General features: G+C 70.5%; 19 protein-coding genes and 1 other RNA gene. 13 read left to right on the top strand and 7 right to left on the bottom strand.

What is annotated here, in order from left to right; all coding sequences use genetic code 11:
- The coding region (locus VJS38_RS17625) for a Na+ dependent nucleoside transporter N-terminal domain-containing protein (protein ID WP_324089455.1) at positions 1 to 217 on the bottom strand (217 nt) is incomplete at its 3' end.
- 120 nt (positions 218 to 337) lie between these two features.
- Between VJS38_RS17625 and VJS38_RS17620 the strand changes: the two genes are divergently transcribed.
- Positions 338 to 1,708: an MFS transporter gene (locus tag VJS38_RS17620; protein WP_324089454.1), complete on the top strand. Its 1,371-nt coding sequence runs from the start codon at positions 338 to 340 to the stop codon at positions 1,706 to 1,708.
- Here the strand turns inward: VJS38_RS17620 and VJS38_RS17615 are convergent, their stop codons facing one another.
- Positions 1,709 to 2,818 carry an Mrp/NBP35 family ATP-binding protein gene (locus VJS38_RS17615; protein WP_324089453.1) on the bottom strand — a complete coding sequence of 370 codons (1,110 nt, stop codon included), beginning with the start codon at positions 2,816 to 2,818 and terminating at the stop codon, positions 1,709 to 1,711.
- Positions 2,819 to 2,954: 136 nt separating this feature from the next.
- Between VJS38_RS17615 and hflK the strand changes: the two genes are divergently transcribed.
- Both hflK and VJS38_RS17605 read left to right on the top strand, forming a co-directional pair.
- Positions 2,955 to 4,142: an FtsH protease activity modulator HflK gene (hflK, locus tag VJS38_RS17610; protein WP_324089452.1), complete on the top strand. Its 1,188-nt coding sequence runs from the start codon at positions 2,955 to 2,957 to the stop codon at positions 4,140 to 4,142.
- Positions 4,139 to 5,041 (top strand): protease modulator HflC, encoded by a 903-nt coding sequence (locus VJS38_RS17605; protein WP_324089451.1) that lies wholly within the window; start codon positions 4,139 to 4,141, stop codon positions 5,039 to 5,041. Before hflK ends, VJS38_RS17605 begins: the two co-directional genes overlap by 4 nt.
- A 7-nt stretch (positions 5,042 to 5,048) precedes the next feature.
- On the opposite strand, the gene VJS38_RS17600 is transcribed toward VJS38_RS17605, so the two are convergent.
- Together VJS38_RS17600 and serB are read right to left on the bottom strand one after the other, a co-directional pair.
- On the bottom strand, positions 5,049 to 5,714 hold the full coding sequence (locus tag VJS38_RS17600) for an HAD family phosphatase (protein WP_324089450.1): 666 nt from the start codon (positions 5,712 to 5,714) through the stop codon (positions 5,049 to 5,051).
- A 5-nt stretch (positions 5,715 to 5,719) separates the two neighbouring features.
- A complete protein-coding gene (gene serB / locus VJS38_RS17595) occupies positions 5,720 to 6,622 on the bottom strand; it encodes a phosphoserine phosphatase SerB (protein ID WP_414692462.1) in 903 nt (300 codons plus the stop codon).
- On the opposite strand from serB, the gene miaA reads away from it, so the two are divergent.
- Positions 6,609 to 7,532: a tRNA (adenosine(37)-N6)-dimethylallyltransferase MiaA gene (gene miaA, locus VJS38_RS17590; RefSeq protein WP_324089457.1), complete on the top strand. Its 924-nt coding sequence runs from the start codon at positions 6,609 to 6,611 to the stop codon at positions 7,530 to 7,532. The genes serB and miaA overlap by 14 nt on opposite strands.
- Before the next feature lie 204 nt (positions 7,533 to 7,736).
- A complete protein-coding gene (locus tag VJS38_RS17585; RefSeq protein WP_324089456.1) occupies positions 7,737 to 9,527 on the top strand; it encodes an acetolactate synthase 3 large subunit in 1,791 nt (596 codons plus the stop codon).
- Between the two features lie 18 nt (positions 9,528 to 9,545).
- Here the strand turns inward: VJS38_RS17585 and VJS38_RS21030 are convergent, their stop codons facing one another.
- Positions 9,546 to 9,707: an SEC-C metal-binding domain-containing protein gene (locus VJS38_RS21030; protein WP_414692461.1), complete on the bottom strand. Its 162-nt coding sequence runs from the start codon at positions 9,705 to 9,707 to the stop codon at positions 9,546 to 9,548.
- Between the two features lie 97 nt (positions 9,708 to 9,804).
- Between VJS38_RS21030 and VJS38_RS17580 the strand changes: the two genes are divergently transcribed.
- Positions 9,805 to 10,581 (top strand): VOC family protein, encoded by a 777-nt coding sequence (locus VJS38_RS17580; RefSeq protein ID WP_324089448.1) that lies wholly within the window; start codon positions 9,805 to 9,807, stop codon positions 10,579 to 10,581.
- A gap of 11 nt (positions 10,582 to 10,592) precedes the next feature.
- Here the strand turns inward: VJS38_RS17580 and VJS38_RS17575 are convergent, their stop codons facing one another.
- Both VJS38_RS17575 and VJS38_RS17570 read right to left on the bottom strand, forming a co-directional pair.
- A complete protein-coding gene (locus VJS38_RS17575; protein WP_324089447.1) occupies positions 10,593 to 11,051 on the bottom strand; it encodes a hypothetical protein in 459 nt (152 codons plus the stop codon).
- Positions 11,052 to 11,114: 63 nt separating this feature from the next.
- Positions 11,115 to 11,429: a DUF6665 family protein gene (locus VJS38_RS17570; protein WP_324089446.1), complete on the bottom strand. Its 315-nt coding sequence runs from the start codon at positions 11,427 to 11,429 to the stop codon at positions 11,115 to 11,117.
- A gap of 190 nt (positions 11,430 to 11,619) precedes the next feature.
- Here VJS38_RS17570 and VJS38_RS17565 point away from each other — a divergent pair, with 190 nt between their 5' ends.
- The 7 genes from VJS38_RS17565 (at position 11,620) to VJS38_RS17535 (ending at position 17,046) form a co-directional block, all read left to right on the top strand.
- Positions 11,620 to 12,108: a DUF4262 domain-containing protein gene (locus VJS38_RS17565; RefSeq protein ID WP_324089445.1), complete on the top strand. Its 489-nt coding sequence runs from the start codon at positions 11,620 to 11,622 to the stop codon at positions 12,106 to 12,108.
- A gap of 75 nt (positions 12,109 to 12,183) precedes the next feature.
- Positions 12,184 to 12,735, top strand: coding sequence for an acetolactate synthase small subunit (ilvN, locus tag VJS38_RS17560; RefSeq protein WP_324089444.1), 552 nt, complete (start codon positions 12,184 to 12,186; stop codon positions 12,733 to 12,735).
- A 65-nt stretch (positions 12,736 to 12,800) separates the two neighbouring features.
- Positions 12,801 to 13,685, top strand: coding sequence for a hypothetical protein (locus VJS38_RS17555; protein ID WP_324089443.1), 885 nt, complete (start codon positions 12,801 to 12,803; stop codon positions 13,683 to 13,685).
- 91 nt (positions 13,686 to 13,776) lie between these two features.
- Complete coding sequence (locus VJS38_RS17550; protein WP_324089442.1) at positions 13,777 to 14,892, top strand: glycosyltransferase family 87 protein; 1,116 nt, start codon at positions 13,777 to 13,779, stop codon at positions 14,890 to 14,892.
- A 35-nt stretch (positions 14,893 to 14,927) separates the two neighbouring features.
- On the top strand, positions 14,928 to 16,070 hold the full coding sequence (locus VJS38_RS17545) for a glycosyltransferase family 87 protein (protein WP_324089441.1): 1,143 nt from the start codon (positions 14,928 to 14,930) through the stop codon (positions 16,068 to 16,070).
- Positions 16,048 to 16,430, top strand: a transfer-messenger RNA (tmRNA) gene (gene ssrA, locus VJS38_RS17540). Before VJS38_RS17545 ends, ssrA begins: the two co-directional genes overlap by 23 nt.
- 118 nt (positions 16,431 to 16,548) lie before the next feature.
- Positions 16,549 to 17,046: an SspB family protein gene (locus tag VJS38_RS17535; protein ID WP_324089440.1), complete on the top strand. Its 498-nt coding sequence runs from the start codon at positions 16,549 to 16,551 to the stop codon at positions 17,044 to 17,046.
- Positions 17,047 to 17,048 lie beyond the last annotated feature (2 nt).

The following is a 17,048-nucleotide window of genomic DNA, read 5'->3' as shown; positions in this document are numbered from 1 at the left end:
TGCTGCCGGCCAGGGCGTCGACCGCCCGGCCGGCCAGCGCCAGCGGCGCGCGCAGCGCCGGCACGCCGAACAGCGCCAGGATCAGCAGCGCCTGGACCGCGACCGTGGACAGCACCAGCCGCCACGGAAAGCGCCGGCGGTCCTCGGACATCAGCCAGCAGAGCCCCAGCACCAGGGCCAGGCCCGCCAGGCTCTGGGCGTTTTCGCCGCGAAACATTCAGATCCCCCCGCGCCGTCGCGGCGCGCGACCGAACTTCCTATGGCGCTTTCGTGACAGATTCGACGACGCCGCGGGCCGTCGGCGAATCTGCGCTATGGGTTGAGCCTGGCGAAACACATGAGACCTGAGCCGTTGAGGCCCACCAAGCAGCCCCCGGCGCTCTCCCTGCCCGCGATCTTGGCGTTCGCCGCGGTCGGCGCGCCCATCGGAGCCCTGCAGCTGGCGCTGACCGTCCACCTGCCGCGCTATTTCGCCAGCCACATGGGCCTGAGCCTGGGGGCGGTGGGCGCGGCCTTCGCCATGGTGCGGGCGATCGACATCCCGCTCGATCCGCTGATCGGCCTGGCGATGGACCGCACGCGCAGCCGCTTCGGGCGCTACCGGCTCTGGGCGATCGGGGCCCCGCCGGTGCTGGGCGTGGCCCTTTATGTGCTGATGCACCCCCCGGTCGCGGTGAACGAGGCTTTTTTGGTCGCCGCCCTTTTGGTGATGTTCCTCGGCTACTCGGCCATGTACCTGGCCCAGCTGGCCTGGGGCTCGGCGCTCGTCCCCGGCTACCAGCAGCGCTCGCGGCTGTTCGCGGCGATCATCTGGATGTCCGTCGTGGGCTCGATCGCGGTCCTGGTCGTGCCCGTGGCGATGGCCAGGTTGGGCTATTCCGACGCCAAAGGGGTGGAGGCGATGATCTGGTTCGTCATCGTCGCCGCCCCGCTGGCCACGGCGCTGATGGTCGCCCGTACGCCCGAGCACGTCGCCCCGGACCACGCCGACAGCTTCACCCTTCGCGACTACGGCCGGCTGCTGGCGCGGCCGAACATCATCCGGCTGCTCGCCTCCGACCTCTGCATCCAGCTTGGGCCGGGATGGATGGCGGCGCTCTACCTCTTCTACTTCACCACCAAGCGCGGCTTCGACGTCTCCCAGGCCAACCTGCTGCTCCTGGCCTATGTCGGAGCGGGTTTCGTGGGCGCGCCGGCGAGCGCGGCGCTGGCCGCGCGCCTCAACAAGCACCGTGCGCTGATGGTCTGCACCACGACCTTCTCGCTCTGCCTGACGGCGACCCCCTTCCTGCCCCAGGGCCGTTTCCTCGCCGCCCTGCCGCTGATGGCGCTGGCGGGCGCGGCCTTCTCCGGTTTCCTCGTTCTGCTGCGCGCGCTGGCCGCCGACATCGCCGACGAGGTGCGGCTGGAGACCGGGCGCGAGTGGACCGGCCTGGTCTTCGCGCTCACCAACGCCACCACCAAGCTCGCGACCGCGGCGGCGATCTTCCTCACCTTCCGGGTGCTCAGCGAGGTGGGCTTCGACCCGCGCGAGGGCGCCGCCAACACCGCCCGGGCGCTGCGCGGCCTGGAGATCGCCTTCCTCGCCGGGCCGATCGTGTTCGTGCTGCTGGGCGGCCTGTGCTTCACCGGCTACCGCCTGGACCAGGCGCGGCACGCGCAGATCCAGGCGCAGCTGGAGGCGTGGGAGGACTCTTCCCTCTCTTAATCAAGGGAGGGAGAGCCTCTGCGCCATCTCCAGGAACACCTTCGCCGAGGCGCTCTCCGGCGCCGTCGCCACCAGCGGCCGGCCGGCGTCGCAGGCCTCGCGCAGCGGCGTCTCCAGCGGGACCTGGCCGAGCAGGGGGACGCCCAGGCGCTCGGCCTCGGCGGCCGCGCCGCCTTCGCCGAAGATCGGGATCCTCGCGCCGGTGGCGGGGTCGGCGAAATAGGCCATGTTCTCGACCACGCCCAGGATCTTGGTCCCCATCTTGCGGAACATGGTCGCCGCCCGGCGGGCGTCGATCAGGGCGATCTCCTGCGGGGTGGAGACGATCACGACGCCATCGATCGTCAGCCGCTGGGCGATGGTCAGCTGGATGTCGCCGGTGCCGGGCGGCAGGTCGACCACCAGCACGTCGAGGGGAGCGGCCTCGCTCCCCCAGTTCGATCCGATCAGCGTCCGCACCGCGGACGAAGCCATCGGCCCGCGCCAGATGGCCGCGTCGCCCGGCTCGACGATGAAGCCGATCGACATCACCTTGACGCCCCAGGCCTCCAGCGGATTGAGCCGCTTGTCCGCGTCGAAGGTGGGTTCGCCCGCGATCCCAAGCATGTGCGGCGCCGAAGGGCCGTAGACGTCGGCGTCCAGCAGCCCAGCACGCAGGCCCAGCCGCGCGAAGGCCGCGGCAAGGCTGACGGCGACCGTGGACTTGCCGACCCCGCCCTTGCCGCTGGCGATGGCGATCACCCGCTTCACGTGAGCCGGGCGCTCGGCCTCGGGCATGTGGCCGAGCCTCGCCTGCGGGTCCTCGGCGACGCGGGCGCGCCTGGCCTGCACGCTGGGGGCGGCGGGCGCGGCGGTCTCGGCGGTCAGCACGACCTGGGCCTTGTCGACGCCTTCCACCGCGGCCATCGCCTGCTCGGCGGCGTCGGCCACCGGGCGGTAGAGCTCGATGTCGGCGGGCGCGACCTCCAGCATGAAGCCGGCGCGCCCGGCCCGCAGGCTCAGGCCCCGCACGAGGCCCGCCGCCGCCAGGCCCTGGCCGCTCTTCGGATCGCGCACCTTGTCCAGCGCGGAGAGGATGGCTGCGCGGTCGGGGACGGGTCCGTCGCTCATGACGCCTTCGGCTTGCCTCGATGATGAAGGGGTCTCATATCCGGCCGTGCGAGCCGGTTTACAAGCCCGCCGCACTTGTGGCGCAAGACCTTCGCGCGTTCTAGGATGGCGGCTTGACCGAGACGCGACGCCGCTGATGCCCTGGAACGACAACGCCAATCCGGGTCCCTGGGGCGCTCCGCCGCCGGACGAGGATCGCCGTGAGCCCGCCTCGCGCCGTCCGCAGGGCGAAGGCCGCGGACCGCAGCGGCCGCCGGAGCCGAACCCCGACGTCGAACGGCTGAAGCAGCGGATCCGGCGGTTCTTCAGCGGGCCGGAGGGCGTCCGCCCCGGCGCGATCGCCACCATCGCCGCCGGAGTGATCGGCATCTGGGCGCTCTCTGGGCTCTATGTGGTGCAGCCGAACGAGGAGGCGGTGGTCACCACCTTCGGCGCCTATTCCCGATCCGAGGGGCCGGGCCTGCGCTACCACCTGCCCGGCCCGATCGAGCGGGTCGAGAAGGTGGCGGTGACCTCGCTGAACCGCGTCGACATCGGCGGCACGGCCGACGCCGACGTGCCGCAGGAAAGCCTGATGCTGACCGGCGACGAGAACATCATCAACCTCGACTTCAGCGTCACCTGGCGCGTCGCCGACGCCCCCCAATACGTCTTCGCCACCCGCAACCCGGACGAGGCGGTGAAGGCCGTCGCCGAGAGCGCCATGCGCGAGGTGGTCGGCAAGATGCCGCTGCAGGAGATCCTCACCAAGGGCCGCGGCAAGGTGCAGATCGACGCCGCCGAGCTGATGCAGAAGACGCTCAACGCCTGGGGCGCGGGCGTCAACGTCGTCGAGGTGCAGATCCGCTCGGCCAACCCGCCGCAGGAGGTGGTCGCCGCCTTCCGCGAGGTGGCCAACGCCGGCCAGGACGCGGAGAGCGCGGTCAACGAGGCCAACACCTATCGCAACCGGGTGATCAACGAGGCCAAGGGCGACGCCGCCCGCATCGTCCAGTCCGGCCAGGCCTATCGCGAGCAGGCGGTGCGCGAGGCGCTGGGCGATGCGGCGCGCTTCAACCAGATCTACGGCGAATACCGCCGGGCCCCGGGCGTGACCCGCGAGCGGCTCTATCTGGAGACGATGGAGCGGGTGCTCGGCAAGTCCAACAAGGTGATCGTCGGCGGCAAGGGCGTGACCGCGCCGATCGTGCTGCCGCCGGACGTCTTCCAGCGCAGGGCCCAGCCGGCGCCGGCGCCCCCGGCGCCCCCGGCGACCACGGATGGCGCCCAGAGCCAGACCCAAGGCCAGGCCCAGGGCGCCGAGCAGAAGAAGGCCGCCCAATGACCCGCCGGCAGCTCACCTTCTGGGGCGTGATCGGCTTGGTGGTCCTGATCGTGCTCGCCAACACCTTCTTCATCGTCGACCAGCGGGAATCGGCGATCGTGCTGCGCCTCGGCCAGCCGGTGCGGGTGATCCATCCTCTGGGCAAGCCGGGGGCGGGGCTCAACATCAAGACCCCGTTCATCGAGAACGTGATCAAGGTCGACCGCCGCAACCTCGGCCTCGAGGCCGACCAGGAGGAGGTGATCTCCGCCGACCAGGAGCGGCTGGTGGTCGACGCCTTCCTCCGCTACCGCATCGCCGACCCGCTGCAGTACTACCGCACGCTGCGCGACGACCGCACCGCCACGGCGCGGCTGGAGCCGCTGGTCAACTCGGCGCTGCGCCAAGTGCTGGGCTCGACCACTTCGAGCAACATCATCTCAGGCCAGCGCGCCCAGCTGATGGCCGCGACCCGCGACGACGTGGCGCGGCGCGCGGCGTTGGCCCGCTTCGGCGTCCAGGTGATCGACCTCAGGATCAAGCGCGCCGACCTGCCGGCCGCCAACCAGGCCGCCGTCTACCGCCGCATGCAGACCGCCCGCCAGCAGGAGGCGGCCCAGATCCGCGCGGTCGGCGAGCAGCAGAAGCGCCAGATCATCGCCGCCGCCGACAAGGAGGTGGCGATCACGCTGGCCGCCGCCAGCGAGGAGGGCGAGACCACCCGCGGCCAGGGCGACGCCCAGCGCACCCGCATCTTCGCCCAGAGCTTCGGCCGCGATCCCGGCTTCGCCGCCTTCTACCGCTCGATGCAGGCCTACGAGACCGCGCTCGGCCAGGGCGACGCGACCGTCGTGCTGTCGCCGGACAGCGACTTCTTCCGCTATTTCGAGCGCGGGCCGGGCGCGAGCGGGAGGCGGTAGGGGCCGCTTACCCCTGTCCCTCCAGCATCGCCCGCACCTCGTGCAGGTCGGACGCGATGTGCACCGCCAGCCCCTGCATCTCCTCGGTGGGATCGAGCAGGTCCGGGACCATGATGGTCATCATGCCCGCGGCGGCGGCGGCGCGCACGCCGTTGTGGCTGTCCTCCAGCGCCAGGCAATCGGCGGGATCGACGCCGATTGCGGCGGCGGCCTTCAGGAACGGATCGGGGTGCGGCTTGTGGTGGGTCTGCAGCTCGCGGCTGATGATGGCGCCGAAGCGCTCGATAAGGCCGTGCTGGCCCAGGCTGTGGTCGACCGCGACCCGCGTGGAAGAGGTCGCCACCGCCCGCGGCAGCCCCCGCGCGTCCAGCACGTCGAGCAGCTCGACCACGCCGGCCTTCAGGGCGATCCCGGCGGCCGCGATCTCCCGGAAGTGATGGGCGACGCCGTCGCGCCAGGCCGAGACGTCGAAGCCCTCGCCGAAGTGCTCGACGACGATCTGGTCACTGACGTGACCGGGCAGGCCGACCAGCCGCCGGAAGAGGTCGAACGGCATCTTTCGGCCCACGCCCAGGCACGAGGCCTTCATCGCCTCGAACACCACCAGCTCGGTGTCGACCAGCAGGCCGTCCATGTCGAAGACGACGGCCTTGAGGGGACGCGGCAGCAGCATGCCGCTCAGTCCGTGACGAACTGCTCGGCGCGGTAGCCCTGGAAGTAGAGCAGCGCGGCGAGGTCGGCGTGGTCGACCTTGGCGTCGGCCTGGGCCGCGACGATCGGCTTGGCGCGGTAGGCGACGCCCAGGCCCGCGGCCTCGATCATCGCCAGGTCGTTGGCCCCGTCGCCGATCGCCAGCGTGCGGGAAAGGTCGAGGCCGAGGGCCTGCGCCTCCCCCTTCAGCGCCGCCAGCTTGGCTTCTCGGCCAAGAATCGGTTCGCCGACCTGGCCAGTGAGCGCCCCGCCCGCATCGATCAGGGTGTTGGCGCGGTTGGCGTGGAAGCCCGCGGCCTCGGCCACCCGGCTGGTGAAGAAGGTGAAGCCGCCGGAGACCAGCACGCAGCGCGCGCCGTGCGCCGCCATGGTGCGCACCAGGGTCCGGGCGCCGGGGTTGAGCCGGACCCGCTCGTCATAGGCCGCCTGCAGGGCCGAGAGCGAAAGGCCCTTCAGCATGCCGACCCGCTCGCGCAGCGCGCCCTCGAACTCGAGCTCGCCGCGCATCGCCCGCTCGGTGATCTCGGCCACCTGGGCCTTCACGCCGGCGAAGTCGGCCAGCTCGTCCAGGCACTCGACGTTGATGATGGTCGAATCCATATCCGCCAGCAGCAGGCCCTTGCGGCGGTGGGCGATCGGCTGGACCGCGGCGTCCGTGGCGTGGTGGGCCAGCGCCTCGAGCGCGAGCTTGCGCACGGCGCCCAGCTCGCCCTCCAGATAGATGTCGACCGCGCAGGGGCCAAGCGGCTCGTGCGCCTTGACGGACAGATCGGCTCTTGCGAGCGCTTGATCGACGGCGGCCTCGGCCGCGGGCAGCGCCCCGCTTGCGGGGCTGACGAGGGTGAGCACCAGTTCCATGCAGGGCCGCATCTGGCTGATCGCCGGGCCGACGGCAAGCGGCAAGTCGGCGCTGGCGCTGAAGCTGGCCGCCGAGACCGGGGCGGAGATCGTGGGCGCCGACTCCATGCAGCTCTATGCGGACCTGCGCCTGCTCACCGCCCGGCCGAGCGAAGCCGAGGAACGCCAGGCCCCGCACCACCTGTTCGGAACCGTCGACGCGGCCTGCGGCTGGTCCACCGGCCGCTGGCTGCGGGCGGCGCTGGAGGCCCTGGAGGCGATCGCCGCGCGCGGACGCCCGGCGGTCGTGGTCGGCGGCACCGGCCTCTACTTCCGCGCCCTGACCCAGGGCCTGGCCGAGATCCCGCCCATTCCGCCCGAGACCCGGCGCGAGGCGGAGGCGGGCTTCGAGCACATGGGCGAGGCGGCGTTCCGCACACGGCTGGCCGAGGCGGACCCCGCCGCCGTCGCCCGCATCGCGCCCGGCGACCGCCAGCGGCTGGTGCGGGCCTGGGAGGTCTTCGCCGCCACCGGCGAGCCGCTCAGCGACTGGCAACGGACGGGAGAGCCGCCCCTGCCGCGCGAGGCCTGGGCGGCGGTGGCGCTGGAGCCGCCGCGCGAGATCCTCTACGCCCGTTGCGACGCGCGGCTGGAGATCATGGTCCGGCAGGGCGCGCTGGACGAGGTCGCCGCGCTGATGGCGCGCAAGCTCGACCCGACGCTGCCGGCGATGAAGGCGGTCGGGGTGCGCGAATTCGCCGCCTGCCTGCGCGGCGAGGTCAGCCTCGCCGAAGCCCTCGACGCCGCCCAGCGCGAGACCCGCCGTTACGCCAAGCGCCAGCTGACCTGGATGCGCGGCCAGATGGCCGACTGGCCCAGGGCGACGGCGGCGGAGGCGGCGGGGCAGTGGGAAGAGGCGCGAGCGGCGCTCCGCCTCCCTTGACGCTCCCTCACGGGCATGCGAAACGCTCTAAGCTTCATCCGCAGAGACCTCCCGTGCGCACCGTGCTCGTAATCGTAAGGCGACCGCTCTAAGGACTGACCTTCCGCGTCAGGCCCTCCCGGTCGCTCGTCCCAGGCCCCTCGAAGGGCCTTTTTTATTGCCCAAATCGCCACCAGCTCCGTTCCCGAAAAAGGTCGCATGCCCATGACCGCCACCCAGACCGTCGAAGCTCAGCAAGCTGCCATGTCCGGCGCCGAGATCGTCGTGCGCGCCCTCCTCGACCAGGGCGTCGAGGTGCTGTTCGGCTATCCGGGCGGGGCGGTGCTGCCGATCTATGACGCGCTGTTCAACGAGCCCAGGCTGCGCCACGTCCTGGTCCGCCACGAGCAGGGCGCGACCCACGCCGCCGAGGGCTATGCGCGCTCGACCGGCAAGCCGGGCGTGGTCCTGGTCACCTCCGGCCCCGGCGCGACCAACGCCGTCACCGGCATCGTCGACGCCCTGATGGACTCCATCCCGCTGGTGGTCATCACCGGCCAGGTCGCCACCCACCTGATCGGCACCGACGCCTTCCAGGAGTGCGACACCATCGGCATCACCCGACCCTGCACAAAGCACAACTACCTGGTGAAGTCGGTCGAGGAGCTGCCCCGGGTCATCCACGAGGCCTTCCACATCGCCACCTCCGGCCGCCCCGGCCCGGTCGTCATCGACCTGCCGAAGGACGTGCAGTTCGCCAAGGGCGTCTATCAGGGCCCGAAGGAGGTGAAGCCGACGCACAACTATGCGCCGCGGGTGAAGGGCGACGCCGGCCGCATCGCTGAGGCCGCGGCGATGATCGCCGGCGCGCGCCGGCCGATCCTCTACACCGGCGGCGGGGTCATCAACGCCGGCCCCCGCGCGGCCGAGCTGCTGCGCGAGCTCGCCGCGCTCACCGGGGCGCCGGTCACCTCGACCCTGATGGGCCTGGGCGCCTATCCGGCGTCGGGCCGGCAGTGGCTGGGCATGGTCGGCATGCATGGCTCCTTCGAGGCCAACAACGCCATGCATGATTGCGATGTGATGGTGGCGGTCGGCGCGCGCTTCGACGACCGGGTGACCGGCCGGCTGGACGCCTTCGCGCCGACCTCGCGCAAGATCCACATCGACATCGACGCCTCCTCGATCAGCAAGAACGTCCACGCCGACATCGCCATCGTCGGCGATGCCGGCTCGGTGCTGGAGGATCTGATCGGCGCCTGGAAGCAGCGGAATTACAAGACAGATCAAGGTGCGCTGACAGATTGGTGGCGCGAGATCGACGCCTGGCGCGCACGCCAGTCGTTCCGCTATCGGCCCGACGCCAAGCTGATCAAGCCGCAGCAGGCGATCCAGCGGCTCTACGAGCTGACCAAGGACCGCGACGTCTACATCACCACCGAGGTCGGCCAGCACCAGATGTGGGCCGCCCAGTTCTTCCACTTCGACCAGCCGAACCGCTGGATGACGTCGGGGGGCCTGGGCACGATGGGCTACGGCCTGCCGGCCGCGGTCGGGGTGCAGATCGCCCACCCGGACAGCCTGGTCATCGACATCGCCGGCGACGCCTCGGTGCAGATGACCATGCAGGAGATGTCGACGGCGGTGCAGCACGACCTGCCGATCAAGATCTTCATCCTCAACAACGAGTGGATGGGCATGGTGCGCCAGTGGCAGCAGCTGCTGCACGGCGAGCGCTACTCGCACTCCTATTCGGCGAGCCTCCCCGACTTCGTGAAGATGGCCGAGGCGTTCGGCTGCGTCGGCCTGCGCGCGGAGCATCCGGACGAGCTGGACGACAAGATCCGCGAGATGATCTCGGTCGACCGGCCGGTGATCTTCGACTGCCGGGTCACCAAGGAAGAGAACTGCTTCCCGATGATCCCCTCCGGCAAGGCGCACAACGAGATGATCATGGCCGAGGAGTCCCGCGACCTCGGCTCGATCATCGACGAGGCCGGCAAGCGGCTGGTGTGAGCCGACGCGGGGCCGTCGTCAGGCGGCTCCGCAGCACTTCTTGTGCTTCATGCCCGAGCCGCAGGGGCAGGGATCATTGCGGCCGGGCAGCAGCTCCGGGGCGTCCAGCAGCTGTTCCTTCCTGGAGGGGCCCAGCTCGCCGCCGTGCCAGCGGCTGCGCCGCTTCCGGGACGACCACAAGAAATTGAGAAGCGGGCCTGTCGGAACCGCGCACCGTCGCGCGTCCTTCGCGAGAACCGACTAGCATGGTTTTCCCACACGAACCGGAGACGCAGCGATGAGCGAAGATCACGGCCGTTTCATCTGGTACGAGTTGCTCACCACCGATCAGGAAGACGCCAAGCGCTTCTACGGTGAAGTCGTCGGCTGGATCTATGACGACATGACCGCCGCCGACATGACCTATTCGGTCGCCAACGCCGACGACGCCGGCGTGGCCGGGATCATGCTCATCCCGCCGCAGGCCAAGGCCATGGGCGTGCCGCCGAACTGGAGCGGCTATGTCTACGTCGACGACTGCGACGCCGCGGCGGAGAAGGTCAAGACGCTGGGCGGCTCGGTGATGCGCGACCCGCAAGACATCCCCGGGATCGGCCGCTTCGCGGTGGTCGCCGACCCGTCGGGCGCGGTGTTCCAGGTCATGAAGCCGGTCCCGCCCCCGCAGGCGCGGCCGAAGATCGCCCCCGGAACCAAGGGCCATGCCGACTGGCGCGAGCTGTATTCGGGCGATGTCGACCAGGCGCTCGCCTTTTACGCCGAGATGTTCGGCTGGAAGAAGGACGCCGTCCACGACATGGGCCCGATGGGCTCGTACATCCTGTTCGCCAACCAGGACGGGCAGGTCGGCGGGATGATGAACAAGCCCGAGCAGGTCGCCCGGCCGGGCTGGCTCTACTACTTCCAGGTCGGCGACATCGACTCCGCGGCCGCGCGGGTGACCAGCGCCGGCGGCAGGATCGTCAACGGCCCGATGGAGGTCCCCGGCGGCGCCTGGATCATCCAGGGCGTCGACCCGCAGGGGGCGATGTTCGCCCTGGTGGGCAGGAAGGGCTGAGGCCGTCGCCGTCAACGCACGAGGATATCCACGGTGATGCGGCGGACCCGTCCGCCAGGGGAAGAGCCCTCGAGGACCACCTTGTCGTGTCCCGTGTAGCCGGCGGCGGCGCTGTAAAAGGCCTCGTGGCCGGGAATTTTGCGGTCGTTGCAGGCCGACCGCGGATTTCCCGGCGGGAAGGCCAGGTAAAGTGGATCGTCGCTGATCCGGGCGGTTCCATGCGCCGGGGCCTCGACGATCCGCAACGTCGCGCCGGGAGCATGTTCGGTGCAGTCCGGATCTATCGCAGTGTTGCTCCACAGGCTGATCTCGGCGCCGCCAAGCGCCGCCTTTGAGATATGGAGCTTGTCGAAGCCTCGCACCTGAGGCGCAGGCGCGACCGTCACGACATAGGCCCGGGATTGCGCCCAGGCCGGGCCGCCGGCGACGAGCAACGCCGCCGCCACGGTGACGTTGAACCTCTTCAGCATCAAGCCCTCCGAACCGTCCAGGGCATGACAACGCAAGATTGTTGCAGCGGAATTTCGGGCGCTTTAGCGCGCCCCGATCCGCGCCAGCACCTCGCGGGGGATGTCGTACTGGGCGACGATCGCGGCGCGGTCGCGCAGGCCCAGCACCTCGCGCTGGACGAAGAAGCCCCAGGCCGCCTCGGCCGCCGCCTTGAGCACGGCGGCGCGGCCTTCCCCGCCCTCGTGGGCGCGGAGCGCCGAGAGCGCCGCCTCGAGCTTCTTGCCGGCGCGCCCCAGCGAGACCGCCTGTTCCTCCAAGAGCTCGTAGCGCAGCACCGCCTCGCCGGTCTCGACGCCGAGGCGCTTGGCAAGGCTCTGGGGCATGCGGAGCGAGGACATGGGCGCGAATCTGGCGGCGCGGGCGGAGGTTGCAAGCTTCGCCGTTGACTCGCGGAGAATGTTCCGCAAATGTTCCGGCAACCGTTCGTGGAGCAAATCTCGTGACACCGCCGGAGCTAATGTTTTTCCGGAAGGATCAGCGCCCCAGTCTGCACGAACGCCTGTGGCTCGGCGGGCGGAGCGCCCGGACATGAATCTCCTCGACCGGCTGCGGCTCACCTGGGCCAAGCGCAAACAGGCGCGGGATATCGACCGGCACGGGTGGTCGGGCGTCTACGTCGGCGACTACCACTCCGCCCCGTCCTGGGCCTACACGATCGGCTTCGACGAGACCTTAGATCATCCGGAACTGGTCGCCTTCGACCTGCCGAAGGCCAGCGCCAACGAGCTGTTCTGGAGGGGCTTCGAGGCGCTGCGAAAAGGGGACTTCGTCATCGAGGACGGGCTACAGGCGGCGGTCACGGAGACACGCTGCGTCTGGCGCAAGGTCCACCATGACCACACGAGCGAATGGCTGACGCTGGCCTGCATGCGGCGCTTCGACCGAACGGGGATGCGCACGGGCCTGGAGGCTTTCCAGTTCGTGCTGTCGGATGCGGCGGGGCGGCTGCCGTGGGACGACGGCTACGACGAGCGGCTGCGCCATCTGCAGCCGGCGTTGTGGGAACCGCCGACGTAGACGCGCTGAACGATCTGGTTGCGGCCGCCCGCCGCCTGTGAGAGGTCACGCGCGACACTCCGCCGGACCCCCAGCATGACCACCGACCCGCAACCTGCTTCCGTCTACGACCTCGCCCATGACGAAGAGCCGGTGAACCTGGCCACCTTCGCCGTGCTGGTGGACAACGAGCCGGGCGTGCTGCACCGGCTGGTCGGGCTGTTCGCGGCGCGGGGCTACAACATCGAGAGCCTGACCGTCGCCGAGACCGATCGGCGCGCGCACACCAGCCGGGTCACCATCGTCACCCGCGGCACGCCGCATGTGCTGACCCAGATCGAGGCGCAGCTGGAGAAGATGGTCTCCACCCGCCACGTACAGGATGTCAGCCGCGACCCCAACGGCCTGGAGCGCGAGCTCGCCCTGGTCAAGGTCCGTGGCGCGGGCGCCGAGCGGGTCGAAGCTTTGCGCGTGAGCGACATCTTCCGGGCCAAGGTGATCGACACCACCCACGAGAGCTTCGTCTTCGAGATCACCGGCGCGCCGACCAAGATCGACAGCTTTGTCGAGCTGATGCGGCCGCTCGGCCTGGTCGAGGTCTCGCGCACCGGCGTGCTGTCGATCCAGCGCGGCGTGGAGGCGCTTTAAGTCCCTCTCCCGCTGCCGGGAGCGGAAGGTGGAACTCGCCGCGCGCTCAAGCTCTTCTCCCTGCCGTGCGCACCGCGATCGTGATCCTCGCCGCAGCGGCGCTGGCGGGCCCGGCCCAGGCGCAGTTCTTCGCGCGCAAGCCGCCGCCTCCGCCGCCGACGATGCCCGGCGAGGACATCTGGCCGTTTCCGCAGCCCGACCCGCAGAGCTGGTGGGACGAGCCGCGCCCCAAGCCTTCCGAGGCCGCCGATCCGCTCGGCGGCCGGCGCTTGCCGCGCGGCAAGCGGCTGGCGGCGATCGACAACGGCGTCGACGCCTCGACCTACCGGCTGTGGGGCCTGATGCCGCTGCAGTGGCAGGTGATGCGCGGGAACGAGATGATCCTCGAGGTCTGGGTCCGGCCATCGCGCAACGTCCGACAGGCGATCGTGCGGATCACCGTGCGCGACGACGGCCGCGCCTTCGTCCAGGGCCGCGCCGGCTACGCCTGCTGCGAGGCCGGCGTCAGCCGGCGCGTGGGATTCGACGCCGAGCTGCCCGCCGGCGCGGCGCAGGCCTTCCTGGCTTTGCGCGACATTCCGATCTGGGCCTCGCCGCGCGAGGTCCAGGCGGTGCGCAACGCCTCGACCACCGAGACCGTCTGCGTCTCCGGCGTCGGCTACGACCTGACCCTGCTCACCGCCGATCGCGCGCGCAGCCTGCACCGCGAGTGCGACGACGTGGCGGTGGGCCAGGTCGCCGACGTCCTGGAGCCGGCGTTGAAGGCCGCGCTCGGCCAGGAGCCGCGCTTCGACGTCATGTTCCACAACCGGATCGACTTCGCCCTCGATCGGCAGGCCTATCAGGAGTTCGCCACCGGCGGCGGGATCCTCAAGCCCTCGCCGCACAGCCGCAGCCGCGCGCCCGGCGCCGAGCCGGAGCCGGAGCCGGAGCCGCTGACGCAACCCTGAGCGGCCCATTCCGCGATAGAAACGCCGCCCGGCCGGACGGCCGCGCTCACGGAAAGTTGCACGGATGGTGAAGCTCCGTTAAGCGGCGGACATGGTTCTGCGCCGTATCGCCTGGGTGGCCCTCGCCGCGCTTTCGGTCGGCCTGATCGCGCACGCCCTTTGGCACGACGCAGAGGTGCTGCTCCGCCTGCTTCGCAAGCAGATCCTCGGCGCCGACTACTCCTGCTTCTGGGCCGGGGCGAAGACGGCGCTGCACAACCCTTCGAAGCTCTACGACTTCCTTTACGTCACCGACGTACAGGGCTGGCCGCTCGGCCCGCGCGACATCCGGCCCTACATCTATCCGCCGTCCGCGCTGTTCGTCTTCATCCCCTTCGCCCTGATCCCGGGGTACCTGCCGGGCTTTGCGCTGTGGGTCGGCGTCACCGGCGCGCTTTACCTGTGGGCGGCGCGGGCGGTCGGCGCGCCCTGGTGGGTCGCGCTGTTTCCCTGCGTGCTGCTGGTGGTCGACTGCGGGCAGATGCCGTTCATCATGGGCGGGCTGGTGATCGGGGCGCTGGCGCTGAAGGACCGGCCGAACCTCGCGGGCGTCATGCTGGGCCTGGCCGCCTGCCTGAAGCCGCAGTTCGTGGTGCTGGCGCCGCTCGCCTTCGCGCTGGACGGCCGCTGGCGCACCCTCATCGTCGCCGGCGTCACCGCAGCCGTGATCTGCGCCGCTTCGGTGCTGATCTGGGGGCCGCAGATCTGGCTCGACTGGCTGGCGGCGCTGCCGCGCTTCAAGGAGCTGGTGACCACCAACATCGGCCTCCTGCGGACCGGAGCCACGCCCTACGCCTGGCTGACGCGCGCCGGCTACCAAGGCGCCTGGGCCTATCTGCTGGCGCCGTTCGCCGTGGCGGCGGTCTGGTTCGCCTTCAGCCGGCCGATGGAGCCGGCCGACCGGCTGTTCGCCCTCTTCGGCGCCACCATCCTGATCTCGCCCTATGCGATGAACTACGAGTACGTGCTGCTGGCGCCGTCGGTGGCGATCTATCTGTCGCGCGTCCGCGACCCGCGCTGGCCGGCCTACCTACTCTGCGCAGCGGGGTTCTTCGCCTATATCTGGCACCCGCCGGCGCTCTATTTCGCCCTCGCCCTGCCGCTCGTCCGCTACACGCCCGCCCCGCTGCCGATCGCCCCGCCGCAGCTGGGGCTCTTCAAGTCCTGAGGCGGGACCAGCGGCTTTAGGGGAAGCTTCGACCCGTGCGGATCCGCGCGCACTTCCGCCCCGACCTTCTTCTGAAACTGGCGGCGCTCGCGGCCCTGCTGGCCGCCGTCGTCTGGGCGTACCTGGACCTCTATGCGCTGACGCAGATCCAGGCGCCGGGGGCGGACTATTCCTGTTTCTGGGCCGGGGCGAAGACCGCGCTTAGCGAGCCGGCGCGGATCTACGACTTCCGGCACATTTCGGCGCTGCAGGGCTGGCCGCTCGGCGTCGGGCGCCTCAGGCCCTACGTCTATCCGCCCACGGCGCTCTTCGTCTTCGCCCCCTTCGCGCTTGCCGGCGACTGGGCCGGCTACTGGACCGGCTACGGGCTCTGGGTGGCGCTGACCGGCGCGCTCTTCCTGTGGGCGGCGGCGCGGATCGGCGCGCCCTGGCCGCTGGTGCTGCTCGCCCCGCCGGTGCTGCTGACGGCGCAGTGCGGCCAGGTGACCCTGCTGATCGGCGGCCTGGTGCTGATGGCGCTCTCGCTGCGCGGGCGGCCGCTCCTGGCGGGCGTGCTGTTGGGCCTGGCCGCGTCGGTCAAGCCGCAGTTCATGATCCTGGTCCCGCTCGCCCTGCTGGCCGAGGGCCGCTGGCGCACGATCCTGGCGGCGGGGGCGACCGGCCTTGGCCTATGCCTGGCCGCCGCCGCCGTCTGGGGCGTGCAGACCTGGGCGGACTGGCTGGCGGCGTTGCCGCGGTTCAACGCCATGATCTTCCACGACCGCGGCCTGACCGAGGACGCCGTCACGCCCTTCGCCGCCCTGGTCGCGACCGGTCGCAACGGCGCCTGGGCCTTCCTGCTGGGCCCCCTGGCCGCGGCCCTGGTCTGGTTCGGCTTTCGGCGGACGGACGACCTCGCCGAGCGCAGCCTGGTCCTCTTCGGCGCCACCCTCCTCGTCACGCCCTACGCCATGAACTACGAGCTGGCGCTGTTCGCGCCCGGCCTGGCGGCCCACCTCCGCCGGCCCGGCGATCCGCGCTGGCCGCGCTATGCGGCCGCGGCCTTCGGCTGGGTGCTCTTGCCCTGGGCCTTTCCCTCGGTGCTGCCGGCGCTGGCGCTGGGCGCGGCGCCCCTGCTGCGCCCCGAGCTCGCCCGCGAGCGCGCGAAAACCGATCCGACTTCAAATCATGCCGCCTAGCCCCTATATTCCACGGCGTCGGGTTCGCCCGACTATGGAGATAAAGGCGCACGTAATAAGCGGACTGGACCCGGGTGCGATTCCCGGCGGCTCCACCAAATCTTCACCGGGTTATCGCCGGTAAGCCCGACTCTGGCTTAGGAAGTAGGGGGCCGATCAGCATCGACAGACGTCTAAAGGTGTTAGCTTTCTCTCGGCCTGACCCACCGTCCCGGGTCATTAAACTAACTGCGAACGATAACTTCGCTCAAGAAGTCCGCCTCGCCGCGTAAGCGGTGCGGTTGATTTCGCTCTAAAGCCCTAACGTCTTAGCAGCGTTAGGCGGGGCCGGAGGGAGCCTGGCAACAGAATCCCTCCACTTCCCCTTGATTTGGTGTAGCCGGGGATCGTCAGATCCCCACGAATTCAGCTGTTTGAAGCCCTTTGCGCGCGGGCGCCCGCAGGCTACCCTTTGCGTTAAGAGTTAGTCGGAGACCCCATGGCCCAGGACCCGCCGGCCCAGGACTTGATGCACTACGAGGCGATGGCGCAGGACGCCCTGCGCGGCGTGGTCAAGGCCGCGCTGAAACGCGCCGCCGCGCCGGAGGGCCTGCCCGGCGCGCACCACTTCTACATCACCTTCAAGACCGACGCGGCCGGCGTCTCCGGCCCCCAGGACCTGCTGGGCAAGTATCCGGACGAGATGACCATCGTCCTGCAGCACCAGTACTGGGACCTGGCGCCGGGCGAGACCTTCTTCTCCGTCACCCTGCAGTTCGGCGGCCAGCCCAAGCGGCTCAGCATCCCCTACGCGGCGGTGACGCGGTTCTACGACCCCAGCGTCCAGTTCCTGCTGCAGTTCGAGCCGCCGCCGGCGGCGGCGCCGGACTCCAAGGCCCTGCCCGCCCCGCCCGCGGAGTCGCAACAAGAGGCGCCGGCCAGCGGGGCCGGGGGCGAAGCCAAGATCGTTTCCCTCGACCAGTTCCGCAAGAAGTGAGC

The sequence above is a fragment of the Phenylobacterium sp. genome, assembly GCF_035276905.1.
GTDB lineage: Bacteria > Pseudomonadota > Alphaproteobacteria > Caulobacterales > Caulobacteraceae > Phenylobacterium.
This window is presented reverse-complemented; position numbering and strand designations above follow the sequence as displayed.